At 66.3% G+C, this 21,296-nt stretch carries 18 protein-coding genes; 14 read left to right on the top strand and 4 right to left on the bottom strand.

What is annotated here, in order from left to right; genetic code table 11:
• Positions 1–349 precede the first annotated feature (349 nt).
• The gene (locus QHG62_RS23170; protein ID WP_281147973.1) at positions 350–1,462 is read right to left on the bottom strand and encodes a class I SAM-dependent methyltransferase; all 1,113 of its coding nucleotides are present in this window, start codon (positions 1,460–1,462) and stop codon (positions 350–352) included.
• A 26-nt stretch (positions 1,463–1,488) separates the two neighbouring features.
• On the opposite strand from QHG62_RS23170, the gene QHG62_RS23165 reads away from it, so the two are divergent.
• Genes QHG62_RS23165 through QHG62_RS23145 form a run of 5 tightly spaced genes read left to right on the top strand, consistent with a single transcriptional unit; the run spans position 1,489 to position 4,981 of the window.
• Positions 1,489–2,265 carry an SDR family oxidoreductase gene (locus tag QHG62_RS23165; RefSeq protein ID WP_281147972.1) on the top strand — a complete coding sequence of 259 codons (777 nt, stop codon included), beginning with the start codon at positions 1,489–1,491 and terminating at the stop codon, positions 2,263–2,265.
• 14 nt (positions 2,266–2,279) lie between these two features.
• Positions 2,280–2,654: a dihydroneopterin aldolase gene (locus QHG62_RS23160; RefSeq protein ID WP_126747977.1), complete on the top strand. Its 375-nt coding sequence runs from the start codon at positions 2,280–2,282 to the stop codon at positions 2,652–2,654.
• A gap of 51 nt (positions 2,655–2,705) precedes the next feature.
• Positions 2,706–3,635 (top strand): tRNA 2-thiocytidine(32) synthetase TtcA, encoded by a 930-nt coding sequence (gene ttcA / locus QHG62_RS23155; protein WP_281147971.1) that lies wholly within the window; start codon positions 2,706–2,708, stop codon positions 3,633–3,635.
• Positions 3,636–3,681: 46 nt separating this feature from the next.
• Entirely contained in the window at positions 3,682–4,311 is a 630-nt protein-coding gene (locus QHG62_RS23150) for a DUF4136 domain-containing protein (protein ID WP_281147970.1), read from the top strand.
• 22 nt (positions 4,312–4,333) lie between these two features.
• Positions 4,334–4,981 carry a histidine phosphatase family protein gene (locus QHG62_RS23145; protein ID WP_281147969.1) on the top strand — a complete coding sequence of 216 codons (648 nt, stop codon included), beginning with the start codon at positions 4,334–4,336 and terminating at the stop codon, positions 4,979–4,981.
• On the opposite strand, the gene QHG62_RS23140 is transcribed toward QHG62_RS23145, so the two are convergent.
• Both QHG62_RS23140 and QHG62_RS23135 read right to left on the bottom strand, forming a co-directional pair.
• Complete coding sequence (locus QHG62_RS23140; RefSeq protein WP_281147968.1) at positions 4,978–8,142, bottom strand: efflux RND transporter permease subunit; 3,165 nt, start codon at positions 8,140–8,142, stop codon at positions 4,978–4,980. The two genes, QHG62_RS23145 and QHG62_RS23140, sit on opposite strands and share 4 nt — an antisense overlap.
• Entirely contained in the window at positions 8,139–9,356 is a 1,218-nt protein-coding gene (locus QHG62_RS23135) for an efflux RND transporter periplasmic adaptor subunit (protein WP_281147967.1), read from the bottom strand. The genes QHG62_RS23140 and QHG62_RS23135 overlap by 4 nt, the downstream gene beginning before the upstream one ends.
• A 186-nt stretch (positions 9,357–9,542) precedes the next feature.
• Here QHG62_RS23135 and QHG62_RS23130 point away from each other — a divergent pair, with 186 nt between their 5' ends.
• The 9 genes from QHG62_RS23130 (at position 9,543) to QHG62_RS23090 (ending at position 19,812) form a co-directional block, all read left to right on the top strand.
• Complete coding sequence (locus QHG62_RS23130; RefSeq protein ID WP_281147966.1) at positions 9,543–9,992, top strand: hypothetical protein; 450 nt, start codon at positions 9,543–9,545, stop codon at positions 9,990–9,992.
• A gap of 94 nt (positions 9,993–10,086) precedes the next feature.
• The gene (gene miaB, locus QHG62_RS23125) at positions 10,087–11,454 is read left to right on the top strand and encodes a tRNA (N6-isopentenyl adenosine(37)-C2)-methylthiotransferase MiaB (protein ID WP_281147965.1); all 1,368 of its coding nucleotides are present in this window, start codon (positions 10,087–10,089) and stop codon (positions 11,452–11,454) included.
• Positions 11,454–12,881, top strand: coding sequence for a sensor histidine kinase (locus QHG62_RS23120; protein WP_281147964.1), 1,428 nt, complete (start codon positions 11,454–11,456; stop codon positions 12,879–12,881). The genes miaB and QHG62_RS23120 overlap by 1 nt, the downstream gene beginning before the upstream one ends.
• A gap of 98 nt (positions 12,882–12,979) precedes the next feature.
• The gene (locus QHG62_RS23115) at positions 12,980–13,636 is read left to right on the top strand and encodes a hypothetical protein (RefSeq protein ID WP_281147963.1); all 657 of its coding nucleotides are present in this window, start codon (positions 12,980–12,982) and stop codon (positions 13,634–13,636) included.
• 31 nt (positions 13,637–13,667) lie between these two features.
• The gene (locus QHG62_RS23110) at positions 13,668–15,056 is read left to right on the top strand and encodes a sigma 54-interacting transcriptional regulator (protein ID WP_281147962.1); all 1,389 of its coding nucleotides are present in this window, start codon (positions 13,668–13,670) and stop codon (positions 15,054–15,056) included.
• A gap of 193 nt (positions 15,057–15,249) precedes the next feature.
• Positions 15,250–15,453 (top strand): hypothetical protein, encoded by a 204-nt coding sequence (locus QHG62_RS23105; protein WP_157612076.1) that lies wholly within the window; start codon positions 15,250–15,252, stop codon positions 15,451–15,453.
• A 7-nt stretch (positions 15,454–15,460) separates the two neighbouring features.
• The gene (gene mdoH, locus QHG62_RS23100; RefSeq protein ID WP_281147961.1) at positions 15,461–17,476 is read left to right on the top strand and encodes a glucans biosynthesis glucosyltransferase MdoH; all 2,016 of its coding nucleotides are present in this window, start codon (positions 15,461–15,463) and stop codon (positions 17,474–17,476) included.
• 303 nt (positions 17,477–17,779) lie between these two features.
• Entirely contained in the window at positions 17,780–18,676 is an 897-nt protein-coding gene (locus QHG62_RS23095) for an RNA ligase family protein (RefSeq protein ID WP_281147960.1), read from the top strand.
• Entirely contained in the window at positions 18,673–19,812 is a 1,140-nt protein-coding gene (locus QHG62_RS23090; RefSeq protein ID WP_281147959.1) for an AAA family ATPase, read from the top strand. The genes QHG62_RS23095 and QHG62_RS23090 overlap by 4 nt, the downstream gene beginning before the upstream one ends.
• Positions 19,813–19,872: 60 nt before the next feature.
• Here QHG62_RS23090 and ffh read toward each other — a convergent pair whose 3' ends face one another.
• A complete protein-coding gene (gene ffh / locus QHG62_RS23085) occupies positions 19,873–21,261 on the bottom strand; it encodes a signal recognition particle protein (RefSeq protein ID WP_281147958.1) in 1,389 nt (462 codons plus the stop codon).
• Positions 21,262–21,296: the final 35 nt, after the last annotated feature.

Raw genomic sequence — 21,296 nt, 5'->3', positions numbered from 1 at the left:
AGGGCCGCAGCTGTTTGAGCGCAGCGAGTTCTGCGGACCCCGCGAAAACCGAGCACCGCAGGTTGCCCGTAGCGAAGCGCAGGGTCGCAGACAGTGGGGTCGCCTTTTCTTTGCTTACTTTCTTTTGGCGAAGCAAAGGATCAGGGCCGCAGCTGTTTGAGCGAAGCGAGTTCTGCGGACCCCGCGAAACCTGAGCACCGCAGGTTGCCCCGTAGCGCAGCGCAGGGGTCGCAGACAGTGGGGTCGCCTTTTCTTTGCTTACTTTCTTTTGGCGAAGCAAAAGAAAGTGAGTCCGCCGCCGGGCGGAATCCCGGCCTCGGGAAGCAACCCAAGCCAGCAGATCAAAGAGTCAGAGCGTATGACTCCGATCCCCCTCCCCAAACCCCATCGCCTCCCAAGCCTCCCCCACAGCAAACCCCACAACCTTGAACAGCTCCCCCATCTCATGCTCATGAATGAGCCGAGCCGCCATTCCCCTCTCCGCAGCAGAGCCCTGCTCCATCCTCGCAAGCAACCCGCAGTTCAACAGAAACCGAGCCTGGCTGGTATAGCCCAGCACTTCGAGCCCCGCCTCCTGCCCCGCAAGCGCAATGCCCGTGAAGTTGACGTGCGCGGTGATGTCCTTGTAGCCCACGTCGGACAGCGGATCGCCGTCGGCCTGGTGCGCGCGGTGGCACATCACGGTTCCCATGTGGCGCTGCGGGTGGTAGTACTCGCGCTCCGGAAAGCCGTAGTCGATGAAGAAGGCCGCGCCCTTCGTCAGGCGGTCCGCCAAGGTCGCGACGAACGCCTCGGCCTGATGATGGATTTCGGTCAGGTAGTCGTGCTCGCCCGGCACCTCGAGCGGCGGCCGCAGTCCGGTCTCTCGGTCGGCCCAGGTCCAGCCGGAACCTTGCGCATCGCGCACGATGCCGCGCTCGAACCATCGGCCGCCCACGCGCGCCAGCAATTGCACCGGCATTGCGTCGAGCACCTCATTGCCAATCACCACGCCTTGCATCGATTCGGGCAGTTCGGCGAGCCAATCGACGCGGTCTGCGTAGCGCACCAGTGCCTGCTGCTGGCGCTCCCGCAAGGTGCCTGAAAGATCGACGATGCGATATCGCACGTCGCTGCGGCCGATTTCATCCAATGCATGCAGCAACTGCACGGCCAGGGCGCCGGAGCCGGCGCCGAATTCCCAGACCGTGTCGGTGCCGGTCTTCTGCAGCGCCTCGGCCACCTGCGCGGCAAGCGCCTGGCCGAACATGGGCGTGAGTTCGGGGGCGGTCACAAAGTCGCTGCCCGAAGACGGCATGTGGCCGAACTTGGCCGAGGTGTTGGCGTAGTAGCCCAACCCCGGGGCATACAGGGCCAGCGCCATGAAGCGGTCGAACCCGATCCAGCCACCGGCGCGCTCCACGGCGCGGGCGATCAGGGTGTCGAGGGCGATGGGTAAACTGTTCGTCGTCTTTGTCGTCACCCCCCGATTGTCCCTTCTCTGCCCGCATGAGCACAGCACCGCTTTCTTCAGGCCCCCGCACCGTCCTCGTCACGGGTGCGGGCCGCCGGCTGGGGCGCGAGATTGCGCTGGCGCTGGCCACAGGGGGCTGGCAGGTGGCGGTGCACTACCGCAGCTCACGCGCGGAAGCCGAGCAAACGTCCGCCGAATGCGCGGGCCTTTCGGGCAACTCGGCGGTTTTCGAAGCCGACCTGCTCGACGAAGGCGCCACCCGTGCCTTGCTGCCGCGCGTGGCGGCGCATTTCGGCGGGGTCGACGCGGTGGTTCACAGCGCGGCACTCTTCGAGCATGACGACGCGGCCAGCTTCAGCTATGCCCTCATGGAGCGCCATGCGCGCAGCAACACCGGCGCGGCCATTCTGCTGGCGCAGGCGCTGCGCGACCACCTGGCGCTGCGCGATGCGCAAGGCGCGGTGGTGCACCTGCTCGACCAGAAGCTCTGGAACCCGAACCCCGACTTCCTGAGCTACACGCTCTCCAAAGCCGCTCTGGAAGCTGCCACGCCCATGCTGGCGCTGGCGCTCGCACCGCGGGTGCGGGTGGTCGGCGTGGCGCCGGGCCTCACGCTTTCGAGCCACATGCTGGACGAAGAAAAGTTTGCGCAGTTGCACAAGCTGTCGCCGCTGGGCCGCTCTTCCACGCCGGCCGATGTGGTGGCCACGGTGAAATTTGCGCTGGAGAACAACTCGATCACCGGCACCACGCTGCTGGTGGACGGCGGCCAGCACCTGATGAGATTCGAGCGCGATTTCTCGCTCATGTGAGCACCACCAACACCATGTCTTCCATACCGCACGGCCATCAGACACTCACCCTCCAGGGGCTGCGCTTCGACGCCAACCTGGGCATCCTGGAGCAGGAAAAGCGGGCGCCGCAGCCGATCCTGGTCGACGCCGAACTCAACCTGGGGCCGCAGCCGCTGCTGCCGCAGGACGACGACATCTTCCATGTGCTCGACTACCGCAAGGTGCGCCGCATCATCATCGACGAGTGCACCGCCGAGCACGTGAACCTGCTCGAAAGCCTGATCGGCAAGCTCGCGCAGCGGCTGCTGCAACTGCCCGGCGTGCGCGGCGTGCGGGTGAAGATTGCCAAGCTCGAAATCTTCGACGATTGCGAGGTGGCTATCCGCATCGAAGCCGGGGAATGGTGATCCAAGGCAAAATCGGGGGTCTTCCCCTCATTTGCCTGAAGTAGTCCACCAATGAACGCCGTCTGGATCGACGAGGCGCCCGTCGCCGGCGCCGCCACCAATTCCCTGAAGATCGAGCGCGAAACGCACAAGCTCGAAAAGCGCCTGTGCCGCGAGGTGGGCCGCGCCATCGTCGACTACAACATGATCGAAGAGGGCGACAAGGTCATGGTGTGCGTCTCGGGCGGGAAGGACAGCTACGCCATGCTGGACATCCTGCTCAAGCTGAAGGCACGCGCGCCGATTCACTTCGACATCGTGGCGGTGAACCTCGACCAGAAGCAGCCCGGCTTTCCGGAAGAAGTGCTGCCCAAGTACCTGAGCGAGCTTGGCGTGGCCTTTCACATCGAGAACCAGGACACCTACAGCATCGTCAAGCGCGTGATTCCTGAAGGCAAGACCACCTGCGGGCTGTGCAGCCGCCTGCGCCGCGGCATCCTGTACCGGGTGGCCGACGAGCTCGGTGCCACCAAGGTGGCATTGGGCCACCACCGCGACGACATGCTGCAGACCTTCTTCCTCAACATGTTCTTCGCGGGCAAGCTCAAGAGCATGCCGCCCAAGCTGGTGAGCGACGACGGCAAGCACATCGTGATTCGCCCCCTCGCCTACGTGGCCGAGAAAGACCTGGTGCGCTGGGCGCAGCACCGCGAATTTCCGATCATTCCGTGCACCTTGTGCGGCAGCCAGGAAAACCTGCAGCGCAAGCAGGTCGGCGAAATGCTGCGCGAGTGGGACAGGAAGTACCCCGGCCGCGTGGAAAACATGTTCACCGCGCTGCAGAACGTGGTGCCTTCGCACCTGCTGGACGGAACGCGGCACGACTTCAAGGGTCTGAAGGCGACGGGCGTGGCCGACGAAGACGGCGACAAGGCCTTCGACGCGCCCTCTTTCGACTTGCTCTCCCAGGCACCCGCAGCCCTGCGCATTCTTCAGGGCTGACCCGGCAACCCAGGGGAATTTTGGGCCGCGGAGCCCGGAGACCCTCATGAAACGTGCGTTCTTTGCTCTCTTTTTGGCAGCAACACTGAGCGGCTGCGCCACCTCCTGGGTGGTGGACAGCGATGTGAAGAGCTTTTCTTCGCTCGCCGCGGTGCCATCCGGCGCCACCTACCACTTCGAACGCCTGCCTTCTCAGCAGGCCGACGCCGCCCGGCAGGAGTCGCTGGAAGCGATGGCGGCCGCGGCGCTCGAAAAGGTGGGCCTGCGCCGCGACCATGCCCGCCCGACCTACAGCGCGCAGATCGGCGCGCGCGTCACGGCCGGCCTCTCGCCCTGGGCGGACCCGTGGCTCTTCGATGGCCCGTGGGGTCATGGAGGTTATGGCGGCTACGGTTATCACGGCTACGCCCGCCGGTGGTATGGCGGCGGCTGGTACGGCGGCCCGGCCTTCATGCCCCCGGCTGCCAACCCCTGGTACGAACGCGAAGTGAGCATCGTGCTGCGCGACATCGGCTCGAACCGGGTGGTCTATGAAACGCGGGCCCGCAACGACGGGCCGTACAACGCGAGCGCGGCCATCCTGCCGGTGATGTTCGATGCCGCGCTGCAGGGGTTTCCGAATCCGCCGCAGGGCGAGCGCCGGGTGAACATCGAGCTGCAGTCAGCCAAGAAATAGCGCGCTTCTAGAATCCCGCCGGATGGAAGAAATTACCCGCCTGATTGCCGTTCGCCATGGCGAAACCGCCTGGAACGTCGACACGCGCATCCAGGGCCAGCTCGACATCGGGCTCAACGCCACCGGCTTGTGGCAGGCCCGCCGCGTGGGGCAGGCACTGGCCGACGAAGACATCGGCGTGATCTATGCGAGCGACCTGTCGCGCGCCTGGCAGACCGCGCAGGAAATTGCGAAACCCCATGGCCTCACCGTACTGCCCGAGCCGGGCCTCCGCGAACGCGCCTTCGGCCGCTTCGAGGGCATGAGCTTCGCGGAGATCGAGGCGACGCTCCCCGAGCAAGCCAGGCGCTGGCGCGAGCGCGACCCTGAATTCGAGCCCGAAGGCGGCGAGAGCCTGCTGGTTTTTCGCGATCGCGTGACGCGCATTGCATCGGCACTTGCCGCGCGCCATCCGGGCCAACTGGTCACGCTGGTGGCGCATGGCGGCGTGATGGACGTGCTCTACCGCGCCGCCACCCGCCAGGAGCTTCAGGCGCCGCGCACCTGGCAACTCGGCAATGCGGCCATCAACCGCATGCTCTGGACGCCCGAAGGCTTCAGCCTGGTCGGCTGGAGCGACACCGCCCACCTGGCGGCGGACGACGACGTTCTGGACGAAACGACCACCTAGGCGTGCGACGCCGTCGTGTGAGCCGCGGCGGCCTCGGCCTTGGCTTCGCCCGGCAGCTCGACCATGGGCCCGGTGCCGCTGTAGCGGTCGAGCGCCAGGTAGATCGCGGGGGTGATGTAGAGCGTGATCACCTGCGAGAAGATCAGCCCGCCCACCACGGCCACGCCGAGCGGCTGGCGCAGTTCGGCACCGGCACCCAGCCCCAGTGCCAGCGGCAGTGCGCCCATTAGCGCAGCCAGCGTGGTCATGAGAATGGGGCGGAAGCGCAGCCGGCAGGCTTCGCGGATGGCGTCGACCGGCTTCATGCCTTCGGTGCGCTGGGCGTCGAGCGCAAAGTCGATCATCATGATCGCGTTCTTCTTCACGATGCCGATCAGGAGCAGGATGCCGATGGTCGCGATCAGCGTCAGGTCGAAGCCGAATATCTTCAGCGAGATCAACGCGCCCACCGCCGCGGAAGGCAGCCCGGCCAGGATGGTCAGCGGGTGGATGTAGCTTTCGTACAGCACGCCCAGCAGCACGTAGATGACCAGCACGGCCAGCACCAGCAGCACGGCCTGGCTCGATTGCGAACTCTGGAACACCGCCGCATCGCCGCCATAGGTGGTGATGATCGACTGCGGCATCTTCAGCTCTTCCTTGAACTGGTCGATCTTCGCGGTCGCATTGCCCAGCGGCACGTCGGGCGCCAGGTTGAACGACACCGTCACGGCCTGCAGCTGGCCTTGGTGGTTGACCGAGGTCGGCCCCACCGTCCGCTTGACGGTCGAGAAGGCCGAGAGCGGCACCAGCCGGCCCGTGGTGCTGCGCACCGAGAGGCGTGAGACGTCGTCCTCGAACTGCCGGTCGCTGTCCGCGGCCGAAAGAATCACCTGGTAGGTGTTGCTCGCACCGTAGATGCTGCCGATCTGCCGGTCGCCATAGGCGTTGTAGAGCGCCAGGCGCAGGTCGCCCACCGCGACGCCGAGCACGCCGGCCTTGTCGCGGTCGATTTCGAGCGTGGCCTGCAGGCCGCGGTTCTGCGAGTCGCTGGTCACGTCGCGGAAAACCGGGTCGGCGCGCATGCGCTCCATGAGCCGCGTGGACCACGGCACCATTTCGCCGGCGTTGACGCTTTGCAGCGTGTACTGGAAGCGCGCCTTGCTCTGGCGGCCGCCCAGGCGCAGGTTTTGCACCGGCTGCATATAGACCGCAATGCCCGGAATCTCACGGAAGCGCTGGCGCAGCGATTCGAGCACCTTGGCCATCTTGGGGCGCTCGCTGCGCGGCTTGAGCACCGCAAAAAGACGCCCGGAGTTCTGCGTGGCGGTCGGGCCGCCCACGCCGACGAACGAGCTCACGTAGGCAACGCTGGGGTCGGCCTGGAGCGAGGCGGCCACGCGCTCCTGCAGCGCGTTCATGGCGGTGAATGAAATGTCTTCGGCCGCTTCGGTGGTGATCTGGATCTGGCCGATGTCTTCTTCGGGGAAGAAGCCCTTCGGAATGGAGACGAACAACCAGGCCGTGACAACGAAGGTAGCACCCGCCATCAGCAGCATCAGCGTGCGATGGCCGAGCGTCCAGTCGAGCGTTCGCATGTAGGTGCCATGCACCCAGCGGTAGCCGCGCTCGAAGGCGCGGCCAATGGCGGTGCCGGGTTCCGGGTGCTCTTCTTCGTGGTCGATGGCGCCTTCAGGCCGCGGCACATGCTTGAGCAGCCGGCTCGCGAGCATTGGCACCAGCGTGAGCGACACAACGGCCGACACCAGCACGGCCAGGGCAACAACCACCGCGAACTCGTGGAACAGCAGGCCGATCACGCCCGGCATGAAGAAGATGGGAATGAACACCGCCACCAGCGAGATCGAGATCGAGATGATGGTGAAGCCCACTTCGCGCGCGCCGCGCAGCGCCGCCGCAAACGGCTCCATGCCCTTCTCGACGTAGCGCATGATGTTTTCGAGCACCACGATGGCGTCGTCCACCACCAGGCCCACCGCCAGTGTGATGCCGAGCAGCGACACGTTGTCCAGGCTGTAGCCGAAGGCATAGAGCAGCGCGACCGCACCGATCAGCGAAATGGGAATGGTGGCCGCCGGAATGAGCGTGGCCACCAGCCGGTGCAGGAACAGGAAGATCACCAGCACCACCAGCGCAATGGTGCCCAGCAGCGTGAGCTGCACGTCGTGCACCGCCTCGCGGATGGACAGGGAGCGGTCGTTCACCATGTGGATCTCGACCGACTGCGGCAGCTCCGCCTTGAAGCGCGGAATGAGCGCGCGCACCGCGTCCACCACCTCCACGGTATTGGCGTTGGGCTGGCGCTGCACGGCCAGCGAAATGGAGCTCTGGCCGTTGAAGCTGCTGGCGGTCTTGACCGACTCGAAGCTGTCTTCGATGGTGGCCACCTCGTCGAGCCGCACCGGTGCACCGTTGCGCTGCCCGATGATGAGCTTGGCAAAGTCTTCTGCCTTGGTGAGCTGCCGGTTGGCCTGGATGGTGAGCGTCTGGCGCGGGCCGTCGAGCGTGCCGACGGGCGTGTTGGCATTGGCCGAATTCACCGCCCTGGCGAGCTCGTCGAGCGTGATGTTGCGTGCGTTGAGCAAATCGGCATTGGCCTTGATGCGCACCGCGAAGGCCTTGCGCCCGTACACGGCCACCTGCGCCACGCCATCGATGGTGGAAAGCGTGGGCGAGATCAGGTTCTCGGCGTAGTCGTTGAGCTCCGACGGGTTCATCGACGGCGAAATGAGCGCGATGAACAGCACCGGCGCATCGGCCGGATTCACCTTGCGGTACGAAGGCAGCTGCGTCAGCTCTTGCGGCAGCTGGCGCTGGGCGCGCAGCAATGCAGCCTGCACGTCGACGGCGGCGGCATCGATGTCGCGGCTGCTCACGAACTCGAGCGTGATCGAGCTCACACCCTGCGTGTTGACCGAGCTGATGGTCTGCAGGCCCGGAATGGTCGAGAACTGCTTTTCGAGCGGCAGCGCAACCGACGAGGCCATGGTGTCCGGGCTTGCGCCTGGCAGTTGGGCGTTGACGTTGATGACCGGGGTGTTGTAGCTCGGCAGCGCAGCCACCGGAATGCTGAGATACGCAAAGATGCCCGCCACCACCACGGCGGCGGACAAAAGCACCGTCATGGCGGGACGACGGATGCACAGCTCCGAGATGTTCATGCGCGTTCCCGCGGGGTCTTGGTGTCCGACGAGGCGGCGCTGCCCGGCGTGACACCGGTGGTGCCTGCCGGCGCGGCCTTCGCGTCGACGCGGACCTTGCCGCCCGGGCGCACGTTCTGGCTGCCCTCGATGACCACCTGCTCGCCTGGCTCGACACCGCTCACCGCGGCCTTGGTGCCGAAGGTGTAGAGCACCTGGACCTTGCGGCGGGCGGCAAGGCTTGCCTTGTCGACCACGTAGAGCGAGGTGCCGTCAGGCAGCATCATGAGCGCCGCGGCGGGCACCACCGTGGCGCCTGCCAGCGTGCGCACCGTGATGCGCGTGCCGACGAATTGCCCGGGCCACAGGCTTTGATCGGCGTTGTCGAACACCGCCTTTGCGCGCACGGTGCCGATCTGCGGATCGACCGTGTTGTCGACGAAGTTGAGCACGCCGCTCAGCGGCTCGCGGCGCCCGGTGACAAGGGCCTCCACCTTGGAGCGGCTGCGCGCCGCCGCCAGCAGGTCTTGCAGGTTGGCCTCAGGCACGGGGAAGCTCACCGCAATGGGATCGAGCTGCGTGATGGTGACGAGCGACAGCGTGGGCTGGACCAACGTGCCGGGGTAGATGTTGACGCCGCCGATGCGCCCCGCGATGGGGGCGCGCAGCGTGGCGTAGCCCAGCGCCACTTGCGCCGATTGCACCGCGGCGCGATCGGCTGCCACTGCGGCGCGCTGTGCCTCGAGTTGCGACAGTGTGGCGTCGCTGGCGCTCTTGGAAATGAAGTTCTGCGCCAGCAGTTCCTGGCTGCGCTTGTACTGGCGCTCCAGGTCGGCCAGCGTGGCCTCGTCGCGCTTCTGCTGCGCGCGGGCACGTGCCAGGTTGGCCTGGTCGTTGCGGTCGTCGAGCGTGAAGAGCAACTGGCCCTCCTTGACGAACTGCCCTTCCTTCACGTGCACCGCCGCCACGGTATTGGTGACCTGCGGCCGAAGATCGACGCTGTTGAGAGACACCACGCTGCCGTTGACCTGTACCGTAACCGGAACGTCCTGCCGCACGGCGGTTGCGAGCGTCACCAGCGCGGGCGGCGCACCGTTGGCAGGTGCTGCGCCCTTGGGGCCCGCGGCGGGCTTGGCGTTGCCTGCGGCAAGCCGATCGCCAGATCCGCTCCACCACCATCCTGCGGCGGCTACGATCGACACACCTGCAAGGGCGAAGACGAGTTTTTTCTTCATGGATTTTTTGTGCACTTTGGGCTGACAGCGGCTATTGGATCAGCGGCCAGTTCACAGTGTCGACGGGTTCCGTAAAGATAAGTAAAGCGGCAACGCAATGGCCCGTGCACAACCCGCTGTGGCAAGCACCGGGCGAATACAGCACCACCGCTAAAATCGCCGCTCCACAGCCTCTGGATATACCCCATGAACCGCTGCAAGAAACCCACGAATGCTCTCACTTTCATAGCGCTTTGCACAGTAGCTGCAAGCGTTTTTTCCGTTGACGCCGCGGCCCAGGCCGACGTGCCCCGCCCGCAGACCCAGAACGAGTCGTTGGTGGGCGGGCGCACGTTCCCTGTCGGCACGCTGCGCGGCAAGTTCATGGTGATCGACGGGGTCGATGTCGAACTCGACGGCAAACCCGATCGCATGGCGCCCGGCGGGCGCATCCGCAGCGCGCAGAACATGCTGGTCACGTCGGGTGCCATCACCGGCCAGAAATTCCTGGTCAACTACACGCGCGACTCGGCAGGCCTGTTGCGCGAGGTCTGGATCCTGACGCCCGACGAAGCCGTTGCCAGGCGCGAATCGCTCGACAAGCCGTTCTTGAACATCTGGCCGTTCACCACGAACGACACCCTCAATACGCAATAAAAATGCCAGCGGGCCCTCGCCCGCTGTGCTGCAGGGCGCCGCACGAGCACCCTGCGTTTCGCCTTCCCGCTCGGGAGGGCCAAGAGAGCACCCCATGAGCAAAAAAGTCTTCATCAAAACCTTCGGCTGCCAGATGAACGAGTACGACTCGGACAAGATGGCCGATGTGCTGAACGCCGCGCAGGGCTACGAACCCACACAGAACGTGGACGAGGCCGACCTGATCCTGTTCAACACATGCTCGGTGCGCGAAAAAGCCCAGGAAAAAGTGTTCTCCGACCTTGGCCGCGTGAAGCACCTGAAGGCCAAGGGCGTGAAGATCGGCGTGGGCGGCTGCGTGGCCAGCCAGGAGGGCGACGCCATCATTGCGCGCGCCCCTTATGTCGACATCGTGTTCGGCCCGCAAACGCTGCACCGCCTGCCCGAAATGCTGAACGACCGCGAGCGGCTGGACCGCCCGCAGGTGGACATCAGCTTTCCCGAAATCGAAAAGTTCGACCACCTGCCGCCTGCGCGCGTCGAGGGCGCGACCGCGTTCGTGTCGATCATGGAAGGCTGCTCCAAATACTGCAGCTACTGCGTGGTGCCCTATACCCGCGGCGAAGAAGTGAACCGGCCGCTGGACGACGTGCTGGTGGAGATTGCCGGGCTGGCCGACCAGGGCGTGCGCGAGGTCACGCTGCTGGGGCAGAACGTGAACGCCTACCGTGGCCGCATGGGCGATACAGCCGAGATTGCCGACTTCGCGCTGCTCATCGAGTACGTGGCCGAGATCCCCGGCATCGAGCGCATCCGCTACACGACCAGTCACCCGAACGAGTTCACGCCGCGGCTCATCGAGGCCTATGCCAAGGTGCCGCAGCTGGTGAGCCACCTGCACCTGCCCGTGCAGCATGGCAGCGACCGCATCCTGATGGCCATGAAGCGCGGCTACACCGCCATGGAATACAAGAGCACGGTGCGCAAGCTGCGCGCCATCCGGCCCGAGCTTGCGCTCTCCAGCGACTTCATCGTCGGCTTTCCCGGCGAAACCGACGAAGACTTTGCCAAGATGATGAAGCTGATCGACGACTGCCAGTTCGACAACAGCTTCAGCTTCATCTTCAGCCCGCGCCCCGGCACGCCGGCCGCGGCGCTGCATGACGACACCCCCCATGCGGTGAAGCTCGCGCGGCTGCAGACGCTGCAGCGCGTGATCGACGGCAACGTGCGCCGCTTTGGCGATGCGCTCGTGGGCACCACGCAGCGCGTGCTGGTCGAAGGGGCTTCGCGCAAGGACGCGAACGAGCTGATGGGCCGCACCGAGTGCAACCGCGTCGTCAACTTCGAAGGCGACGCGCGGCTCGTCGGGCAGATGGCCGACCTGCGCATCACGCGCTCGCTGGCCTACACGCTGCGCGGCGAAGTGGCCACGCGAGAATCGTCGACGACGGCGCCGGCTCCGGCCGCGCTCGCCGCCTGATGGCGAAGCGGCCATCGACGCGGGGCTCGTTCCAGCAGCTCCTTCTTTTTGCATTCCTGCTCATCACCGCCCTGCTGGTGGGCGTGGTGCTGCGATCGGTTTTCCAGTACGACGCGCTCATGAGCCAGAGCCGAGACGCGGCCGCCCGGGCGCTGCGGCTCTCCGGCGCGGCGCAGTCGTTGGCCGAGCGCAGCGCAGCCATGGAGCGCGCCGGGCGCCAGTCGCTGGTGCTGAACGACGCGGTGCTGCGCCGCCGGTTCGACGACGCCGCGCGCGAAGCGCACCAGGTGCTCGAACGGCTCGAGAACAACGGCCTGGCGCCGGCAGGCATCGAAATGTGGCGCGCCCAGCTCGGCGTGATCGAAGGCCTGATGAGCGGAAGCCCGGACAGCGCTCTCGCGCGAGAAAGCACCATGGCCATGCAGTTCCGCGAACTCGATTCGCTGAACACCAACCTGGCGCAGCAGGCGCAGTTCCTGATCGAAACGCAAAACGACGCGCTGGCCAAGCGCATCGAGAACGCACGCCGCCGCCTGATGCGCGAAGTGGTGGCCGCCAGCGTGCTTGCGGTTACGCTGGCGCTGGCTTTCGGCATCTGGCTTGCGCGCCCGTTCAAGCGGCTGGAGCACGCCATCGTCGGCCTCGGGCAGAACCGGCTCGACGAACCCATCGACATTCGCGGTCCGGCGGACATCCGGCGCGTGTCGCAGCAGCTGGAGTGGCTGCGCTTGCGGCTGACCGAACTGGATGCGGACAAGGCCCGCTTCCTGCGCCATGTGTCGCACGAATTGAAGACGCCGCTCGCAGCGCTGAGGGAGGGCGTCTCGCTGCTCGAAGACGGGGTGACTGGTCCGCTCAACCCGGCCCAGCTGGAGGTGGCGCAAATCCTGAACCAGAACACCGTGTCTCTGCAGGGCCAGATCGAAGCGCTGCTGCGCTTCAATGCCGCGGCCTTCGAAGCGCGGGAGCTGCGCCGCGAGCGCACCGAGCTGCTGCCGCTGATCGAGGAACAGATCGAGGCGCAGCGCCTGCAGTGGCAAGCGCACGGCTTGCGCGTGCGCGCCGAGGGCGAGCCGCTCACGGTCACGGTGGACCGCACCAAGCTTGGCACCGCCATCGCCAACCTGCTGTCCAACGCCATCCGCTATTCGGCAAGTGGCGGAGTCATCAATATCGTGGTGTCGAGCACGCCGGATTCGGCCTGCATCGATGTCAATGACGCCGGCCCGGGTATTGCCGAAAGCGACCGCGACCGCATCTTCGAGCCGTTCTACCGGGGCGAGCGCCAGCCCGAGCATGCCGTCAAGGGCACGGGCATCGGCCTTTCCATCGTGCAGGAGTACATTGCTGCCCATGGGGGCCGCATCACACTGCAGCCGAGCGGGCCTGGCGCGCGCTTTCGCATCGAACTGCCGCGCACGGCCTGAACCCGGATCCAGCCTCCTGAACAACCCATCGCGAATCCATCGTGAAGCCTTCGGGCACCCACCTGAAACACTGCCTCTTGTCTTTTTTCCGCCGATCCATGTCTTTTTCGTTCGTCCGCAGTTCGACCTTCTCCGGGGCGGTGGCCGTGCCTTTCGTCCTGCTGCTGGCCGCCTGCGCGACGCAGCCCGAGCCCCCGGCCGAGGCCAACGCCCTGCCGCCGCCGCCCGCGGTGCCGCGCGTCATGCCCGTCGAGGCCGAACCCACGGCGCCCGCCACGCAGCCGGCCTCGCTCTTCACACTGATGACTCAGGGGCCCGTGGCGGCCATGCTGGCGTATGCCGACAAGGTCCGGCCACTCGGCGGTGCCGAGCTGACGGCCGAAATCACCCGTGCCGGCGATCCGGGCGATTCACCCAGCGCGCAGATGCAGCTGGCGCTGCTGCTTGCCCAGACGCGCGTGCCGGCCGACCTGGCGCGCGCCCTCGGACTGATGCAGCGCGTGGCATCCAACCCCTCGCCCGAGGCCCAGCCCCTGCAGCCGCTCGCGCGCGCACTGGCCGCGCGCTATGTGGAACAACGCCGCGTTGAGGACGACCGCGACAAGCAGGTGCAGCAGTTGCGCGAGAGCCAGCGCCGCATCGACCAGCTGAACGACCGCATCGAGGCGCTGCGCGCCATCGAGCGCAGCTTCGCGCGGCCGAACCAGCCAGCGCCCACCCTGCCCCCACCCAACGGCACCAAGCCCAGCCCATGAACATGCAGCGGTTGCACAAGGAGTTCCCTCGATGAGCACGACCGGCGCACGCCTGCTGGTGGTGGACGACGACCCGGACATGCTGCGGCTGCTCTCGATGCGGCTGAGTTCGGTCGGCTACCAGGTCACGGCCGTGACCTCGGCTGAAACTGCGCTCACGCAACTAGAGATCGAACATCCGCAACTCGTGCTCAGCGACGTGCGGCTGCCCGGCCGCGACGGGCTCCAGCTGTTCGACGAAATCAGAAAGCGCCATCCTTCGCTGCCGGTGATCCTGCTGACCGCCCACGGCACCATTCCCGATGCCGTCGAGGCCACGGCGCGCGGCGTGTTCACCTACCTGACCAAGCCGTACGACGGCCGCGAGCTGCTCGACAAGATCGCCCAGGCGCTGGCGCTCGGCGCGCCCGCCAGCACCCCCGCGAAGGCGGGCGACGAAAGCTGGCGCGCCGAAATCGTGAGCCGCAGCAACCGCATGTCCGAGCTGCTGGCCGAGGCGCGCATGGTCGCCAAGTCGGACGCCTCGGTGCTTTTGCGCGGCGACAGCGGCGCCGGCAAGGAGCTGCTGGCCCGTGCCATTCACCGCGCGAGCGCTCGCGCCGACAAGCCCTTCGTGGCCGTCAATTGCGGCGCCATCCCCGAGGCGCTGCTCGAGTCCGAACTGTTCGGCCACATGAAGGGCGCCTTCACAGACGCCCATGCCAACCACAAGGGCCTGTTCCAGCAGGCCGACGGCGGCACGCTGCTGCTCGACGAAATCGGAGACATGCCGCCGGCGCTGCAAGTCAAGCTGCTGCGCGTGCTGCAGGAGCGCGCGGTACGGCCGCTCGGCGCCAGCCAGTCGATCGAGGTCGATGTGCGCATCATCTCTGCCACCCACCGCGACCTGGACGCGGCCATGGAGGCGGGCCAGTTCCGCGAAGACCTTTATTACCGCCTGAACGTGGTCACGCTCACGCTGCCGCCGTTGTCGGCCCGGCGCGAGGATATTCCGCTCCTGGCCAACCACTTCCTGCAGAAGCTCTCGACCAAATATGGCAAGCGGCTCTCGGGCTTTGCGCCCGAGGCGCTGAAGGCGCTCGCCACCGCCGCCTGGCCCGGCAACGTGCGGCAGCTCTACAACGTGGTGGAACAGGTTTGCGCGCTGTCGAGCTCGCCCCTCATTCCGCTGGCGCTGGTGCAGCGGGCGCTGCGCGTGCCGACGGTCGAGGTACAGACCTATGCCGAGGCCAAGCAGCGCTTCGAGCGCGACTACCTGGTCGGGCTGCTGAAGCTCACCGACGGCAATGTGGCCGACGCGGCCCGGCTGGCCGACCGGAACCGTACCGAGTTCTACCGCCTGCTGCAGAAGCATGAGCTCACTCCCGGGCACTTCAAGGCCGACGCTGTCGCTCCGGGCAGCGAGCCTGTCGCCGAGTAGCGACGCTGCTAAGTTGTTGATTTAAAAGGCCGTTTTCCACCAACCCATAAGGCTTGTCGGGATTCGGCGACAAAAACAGGGGTTTCGGGGCCTTCCAGCCGGCTCCAAACCCGAAAACCACGTTCAGATCGCTCCAAGTTGTTGATCTGTAAGGGTTTTTTCTACCTGGCACAGGGTTTGCCCCTGTACAGGCATGACAGCACTCAACAGCCCATCTTTCGCACTGCGCCAGCAGCGCGACGGCCTGCGTCAAAAGCAGTTTTCCCCCGCGCGGCCCCGTGCCGCCGGTCATTCGCTGGCCGCGCTCGCAAGCGCAGGCGGCGCCGAACCGGATTGCGTGATCAAGCGCTTTCCTGCCATTGGCGACACCCCTTCCCTCGACAAGCAACGTTGGTAAATCACACATGAAGCCGAACGACTTCTCCCAACTGAACGTGCTGACCGAAGCCGACTTTTCGCACCGCAGCCCGGTGCGCGAAGAACGCCACCCCAATTCCGTGACCGCTCCGCCGGTCAACCGCGGCTCCATGGCGCCCCGCCCCTGGCGCGGCTTCTGGAACAGCATCGGCACCGCCTTGCTGGTCAAGCTCGGCGCCGGCGGCAAGCCGGAAAGCGAAACCGCCGAAGCCGGCGCACAGGTCAAGCAGCCGTGGCAGCGCGCCGCGGCGCAACGCCGCTTCGCCTTCATGGCGCTCACGCTGCTGAGCACCGTGATCGCGTCGTCCCTGTTTGCCGGCGTGCAGCCCGACTACGACAACATCTGGCTCGAATACGGCCAGATCGGTTTGTACGGCCTGCTTTCGGGCTGGGTCGTCACGGGCTTCGTCACGGCGCTCATGGGCTTCTATGTCTCGGTGCGCGGCGACAAGCATGCACTGTCGGTCAAGCAGGTGGCCAACCACCCGATGAACCCCGAGGCACGCACCGCGATCATCATGCCGATCTGCAACGAAGACGTTGCCACGGTGTTCGCCGGCCTGCGCGCCACCTGCGAATCGGTCGCGGCCACCGGCCACGCGAAGCAATTCGACGTGTTTGTGCTGTCCGACAGCTACAACCCCGAAACCGCCGCCGCCGAGCGCGCTGCCTGGGAAGATCTTCGCGCCGCACTGGCCGACAGCCCCAACCAGCCGCAGGTCGAGGTGTACTACCGCCTGCGCACCCGCCGCACGCACCGCAAGGCCGGCAACGTGGCCGACTTCTGCCGCCGCTGGGGCAAGGACTACCGCTACATGGTGGTGCTCGACGCCGACTCCGTGATGAGCGGCGACTGCCTGACCTCGATGGTCAAGCTGATGGAAGCCAACCCGACCGCCGGCATCATCCAGACCGCCACCCAGGCCATCGGCCACGTGACGCTGCATGCCCGCGCACAGCAATTCGCCTCCCGGGTGACGGGCCGCCTGTTCACGCTGGGCATGCAGTTCTGGCAACTGGGCGAATCGCACTACTGGGGCCACAACGCGATCATCCGCGTCGAGCCCTTCATGAAGCACTGCGCGCTTGCTCCCATCAAGGGCACCGGCGGCATGTCGGGCGGCATCATGTCGCACGACTTCGTCGAAGCCGCGCTGATGCGCCGCGCCGGCTACAACGTGTGGCTCTGCGCCGACCTGGTCGGCAGCTACGAACAGCAACCGCCGGACCTGCTGGCCGAACTGCAGCGCGATCGCCGCTGGTGCCAGGGCAACCTGCAGAACGCCCGCCTGATGGCCGAGCCCGGCATTCACCCGGTGCACCGCGCAATGTTCGTGACCGGCACCATGGCGTATGTCTCGGCACCGCTGTGGCTCGCGTTCCTGACGCTGGGCACCGCGCTGTGGCTGAGCGGCTCGAGCCTCATCTCCAGCTGGAGCGTGCTGCCGGCGGAACTGGCCGGCCTGTGGGTCTGGACCCTGTGCCTGTTGTTCCTGCCCCGCGTGCTCGGCATTGCTGCCGTGCTGATGCGCGGCGAGCAACGCCAATACGGCGGCCTGTGGGGCCTGGTGAAAAGCTCGGTGCTCGAAAGCGGCCTGGCCATCGTGCAAGCGCCGGTTCGCATGCTGGCTCACTCGCTGTTCGTGCTGGTCGCCCTCACCGGCATCAAGCTCGACTGGAAGTCGCCCCCGCGTGAAGCCGCTGCCGTGCCGTGGAAGGTTGCCGTGTCGCAGCTCGCTCCCATGAGCATCGTGGTCGGCGCGCTGGCCCTGGGCGTTGCAATGATCGACCCGAGCGCGCTGATCTGGCTCATGCCCGTTGGCCTGCCGCTGCTGCTGGCGATTCCGCTCACGGTGCTGACCAGCCAGATCGCCCTGGGCACGTCGCTGCGCGACCGCGGCTTCCTGTTGATTCCCGAGGAATCGCGCTCGCCCGCCGTGCTGCGCCGCGCCTGGATGCATGCGGTGCGCCTTGCGCGTCCGGCGGCACTGGCCACGGCCTGATGCGCCGAAGACACAGCCCCCTAAAAAAGCCGGCCTCAGGGTCGGCTTTTTTTATGGTGCGTGGCTAGAATCGCGCCTTCCTTTTTTCAACCCACGGATCCTTCGATCCCCTGGAGCGCCAAGTGCCCCGATTCGCCGTCACCACCCTCTGACGCCGACAACACCACTCGCTGGTCATGTCGGGCGCCTAGCTGCGTTCCCTCACTGACCAGGCACGGCCCGCTTCGGCCGCCGAGTCGATCTCTCTTCCAGCTTCGCTCCCGCACGTTGTCGGTTCTTCCTGGTTTGCATCTGGAGAACAACGTGTTCCCTCTCTCTTCTCTTTCATCCGTTCCGCTGCTCAAGTACCCGCGTACTGCGCATCTGGAAGGCTCGCGCTTGCAGGCCGGCGACACCGACGATGGCCAGACGCCGTTGTCCGCGCTGCAGGGCCAGCATGTGGTCATCGAGGAAAAGCTCGATGGCGCCAATGCGGCCGTGTCGTTCACCTCTGGGGGCGAGCTGCTGCTGCAATCGCGCGGCCACTATCTCGCGGGCGGCGCCAGCGAGCGCCAGTTCAACCTGTTCAAGCACTGGGCTGCCGCGCACGAGCCAACGCTGCTCGAGCGACTCGAGGACCGCTACGTGATGTACGGCGAGTGGTGCTTTGCAAAGCACAGCTGCTGGTACGACAGGCTGCCCGCGTTCTTCCTGGAGTTCGACCTCTACGACCGCCAAGCGCAGTGCTTCCTGTCGACACCCGCGCGGCATGCACTGCTCGACGGCAGCCCGGTACTTTCGGTGCCTGTGCTCTACGAAGGCGAGATGCCGCACCAGGCGAAGGCACTGCGCTCGCTCGTGCGGCCATCGCTTGCGCGCAGCCCCGGCTGGAAAGCGGCTTTCGAAAAGGCCGTGTTGCAGGAAGGCCAGCCACTCGACCTCGCGCGGCAGCAGACCGACCTGTCCGACTTGGCCGAGGGCCTGTACCTCAAGACTGAATCGCAGGGCGAGGTGACCGGCCGCTACAAGTGGGTGCGGCCTGACTTTGTCCAAACCATCCTGGATTCGGGATCGCATCACAGCCGCCGGCCCGTGCTGCCCAACCAGCTCGCGCCGGGTGTCGACCTCTACGCGCCGACGCCGCAAGTGGGCTGGCAAGACCTGGGGCTACGCACGTTCCGCGACCCCGCAGAACTGACAACAACAAGGAGGCCGCGATGACCTACGACGACTTGCGCGCACTGGTGCCGACGCCTCCGCAGGGCTACGACTGGGCCAAGTGCTGCGAACTGCTGCCGGCCTTGCTGCGCCTTGAAGAGACGCCGCAAGACCCGTACTACCACGCCGAAGGCAACGTCGGCATCCACACTCGCATGGTGCTGGACGCGCTGATGCAGGATCCGCACTACCAGCGTGCCGGCGCCGACGGCCGTTTCGTGCTGTTCATGGCCTGCCTGCTGCACGACATCGCCAAGCCGGACACCACCGTGATCGACGAAGCCAGCGGCCGTATCGGCCAGCCGGGCCATTCGCGCCGCGGCGCGGTCGATGTGCGCGTGCTGATGTGGAAGGCCCGCGTGCCGTTCGCGCTGCGCGAAGCCGTGTGCCGGATCATCGCGGTGCACCAGTTGCCGTTCCATGCCTTTGCCTCGCGTAAGGGGGTGCGGCCCGAGTGGCTGGTGCACAAGCTCTCGTGGGAATTGAGCCTGCCCGACCTGTGCTGCGTGGCGCGCTGCGACATGCTCGGGCGCCACTACGAGAAGCGCGCAGACAGCATGGCCGATATCGCGCTTTTCGAGGAATTGGCCCGGGAAGAAGGCTGCTGGGAAGGCCCTCGCCAAATGGCGGATGCCCACACGCGGCTGGCTTACTTCCGTGGCGCGGACACCAGTCCCGACTACCCGTTGTTCCAGGCTGCGGGTTCGCAGGTAACGGTGATGTGCGGCCTGCCCGCGAGCGGCAAGAACCACTGGGTGGCGCAGCACCGCAAGGGCTGGCCGGTCGTGTCGTTCGACGATGCGCGTGCCGAACTGGGGTTGAAGCACGGCGAGAACGACGGGCTGGCCGCGCACCATGCGGTCGATGGGGCCAAGGCGCTGCTGCGCACGCAGGAGCGCTTCGTCTGGAACGCCACGCACCTGAGCCAGCAGATGCGCACCAAGACGCTGGACCTGCTCTGGGCGTATCACGCCCGGATCGAACTGGTGTACCTGGAGGTGCCGCATCCCGAGCTGATGCGCCGCAACCGCGAGCGCGACACCACGCTGTCGAACGCGGGCATCGAGCGGATGCTGCATCGCTGGGAGCTGCCGGCGCCCGTGGAGGCGCATGCGACGGTCTACGACGTGCAGACCTGAAAACGACGAAGCCCGCCGGAGCATCCCCGGCGGGCTTCTGTCTATATATATGCGTGGGGCTCAGAACGGCAGCTTCGGCCCGCCAGGGCCACCCATCCCGCCCATGCCCTTCATGCCGCCCATGCGCTTCATCATCTTCATGAGGCCGCCGCCCTTCATCTTCTTCATCATGCCCTGCATCTGCTCGAACTCGTTGAGCAGGCGGTTCACTTCCTGAACCTGCACGCCCGCACCGGCCGCGATGCGGCGCTTGCGCGTGGCCTTGAGCAGTTCGGGCTTGCGGCGTTCCAGCGGCGTCATGCTCTGGATGATGCCTTCCTTGCGGCGGATGTCGCGCTCGGCGCGGGTCATGTCGGCCTCGGTGGCCTTGGCGGCCATCTGCTGCGGCAGCTTGTCCATCAGGCTCGACAGGCCGCCCATCTGCTTCATCTGCTGCAACTGGCCGAGAAAGTCGTTCAGGTCGAAGCCCGCGCCGCTCTTGACCTTGGCCGCCAGCTTCTGCGCCGCCGCCACGTCGACGCCGGCCGTGACCTGCTCGACCAGCGCAACGATGTCGCCCATGCCCAGGATGCGGCCGGCATGGCGCTCGGCGTCGAACACTTCGAGCCCGTCGATCTTCTCGCTCGTGCCGGCAAACTTGATCGGCACGCCAGTGACTTGCCGCACCGACAGCGCCGCACCGCCGCGCGAATCGCCGTCGGTCTTGGTCAGGATGATGCCGGTGAGCGGCAGCGCGTCCTTGAAGGCCTTGGCGGTATTGATCGCATCCTGGCCCTGCATCGCATCGACCACGAACAGCGTTTCGACCGGATCGAGCGCGCCGTGCAGCTGCTTGATTTCGGTCATCAGCACTTCGTCGATGGCGAGGCGGCCGGCCGTGTCGACCAGCAGCACGTCGAAGAAATGGCGCTTGGCGTGGTCGAGCGCGGCGCGTGCAATGTCGAGCGGCTTCTGGTCCGGCGTGCTCGGGAACCATTCGGCGCCCGCCTGCCTGGTGACCATCTTGAGCTGCTCGATGGCGGCGGGCCGATAAACGTCACCCGACACAGTGAGCACCTTCTTCTTGCGCTTTTCGATCAGGTGCTTGGCCAGCTTGGCGGTGGTCGTGGTCTTGCCCGCGCCCTGCAGGCCGGCCATCAGGATCACCGCGGGCGGCTGGGCCGCAAGATTGATGTCGGACACGCCTTCGCCCATGGTGGCGGCGAGTTCGCGGTTGACGATGCCGACCAGTGCCTGGCCGGGCTTGAGCGAACCCAGCACTTCCTGGCCGAGCGACTTTTCCTTGACGCGGGCGACGAAGTCGCGCACCACCGGCAGTGCCACGTCGGCCTCGAGCAGCGCCATTCGCACTTCGCGCAGCATGTCCTGCACGTTGCTTTCGGTAATGCGCGCCTGGCCGCTCATCGTCTTGACGAGGCGGGAGAACTTTTCTGAGAGGGCGGTGGCCATGGAAGAAATGCCTTGCTGCCCGCCGCGGCGGGTCA

Origin of the sequence: Variovorax paradoxus (assembly GCF_029919115.1) — a bacterium.
In the GTDB taxonomy this organism is placed as follows: domain Bacteria; phylum Pseudomonadota; class Gammaproteobacteria; order Burkholderiales; family Burkholderiaceae_C; genus Variovorax; species Variovorax paradoxus_O.
Note: the sequence above shows the minus strand (reverse complement) of the source record. Positions and strands in the feature narration are given on the sequence as shown.

Excerpts from the sequence above, each read along its gene's own strand:
- QHG62_RS23165 (WP_281147972.1), top strand. The coding sequence starts at position 1,489 with ATGAGCACAGCACCGCTTTCTTCAGGCCCCCGCACCGTCCTCGTCACG.
- QHG62_RS23160 (WP_126747977.1), top strand. The coding sequence starts at position 2,280 with ATGTCTTCCATACCGCACGGCCATCAGACACTCACCCTCCAGGGGCTG.
- ttcA (WP_281147971.1), top strand. The coding sequence starts at position 2,706 with ATGAACGCCGTCTGGATCGACGAGGCGCCCGTCGCCGGCGCCGCCACC.
- QHG62_RS23150 (WP_281147970.1), top strand. The coding sequence starts at position 3,682 with ATGAAACGTGCGTTCTTTGCTCTCTTTTTGGCAGCAACACTGAGCGGC.
- QHG62_RS23145 (WP_281147969.1), top strand. The coding sequence starts at position 4,334 with ATGGAAGAAATTACCCGCCTGATTGCCGTTCGCCATGGCGAAACCGCC.
- QHG62_RS23140 (WP_281147968.1), bottom strand. The coding sequence starts at position 8,142 with ATGAACATCTCGGAGCTGTGCATCCGTCGTCCCGCCATGACGGTGCTT.
- QHG62_RS23135 (WP_281147967.1), bottom strand. The coding sequence starts at position 9,356 with ATGAAGAAAAAACTCGTCTTCGCCCTTGCAGGTGTGTCGATCGTAGCC.
- QHG62_RS23130 (WP_281147966.1), top strand. The coding sequence starts at position 9,543 with ATGAACCGCTGCAAGAAACCCACGAATGCTCTCACTTTCATAGCGCTT.
- miaB (WP_281147965.1), top strand. The coding sequence starts at position 10,087 with ATGAGCAAAAAAGTCTTCATCAAAACCTTCGGCTGCCAGATGAACGAG.
- QHG62_RS23120 (WP_281147964.1), top strand. The coding sequence starts at position 11,454 with ATGGCGAAGCGGCCATCGACGCGGGGCTCGTTCCAGCAGCTCCTTCTT.
- QHG62_RS23115 (WP_281147963.1), top strand. The coding sequence starts at position 12,980 with ATGTCTTTTTCGTTCGTCCGCAGTTCGACCTTCTCCGGGGCGGTGGCC.
- QHG62_RS23110 (WP_281147962.1), top strand. The coding sequence starts at position 13,668 with ATGAGCACGACCGGCGCACGCCTGCTGGTGGTGGACGACGACCCGGAC.
- QHG62_RS23105 (WP_157612076.1), top strand. The coding sequence starts at position 15,250 with ATGACAGCACTCAACAGCCCATCTTTCGCACTGCGCCAGCAGCGCGAC.
- mdoH (WP_281147961.1), top strand. The coding sequence starts at position 15,461 with ATGAAGCCGAACGACTTCTCCCAACTGAACGTGCTGACCGAAGCCGAC.
- QHG62_RS23090 (WP_281147959.1), top strand. The coding sequence starts at position 18,673 with ATGACCTACGACGACTTGCGCGCACTGGTGCCGACGCCTCCGCAGGGC.
- ffh (WP_281147958.1), bottom strand. The coding sequence starts at position 21,261 with ATGGCCACCGCCCTCTCAGAAAAGTTCTCCCGCCTCGTCAAGACGATG.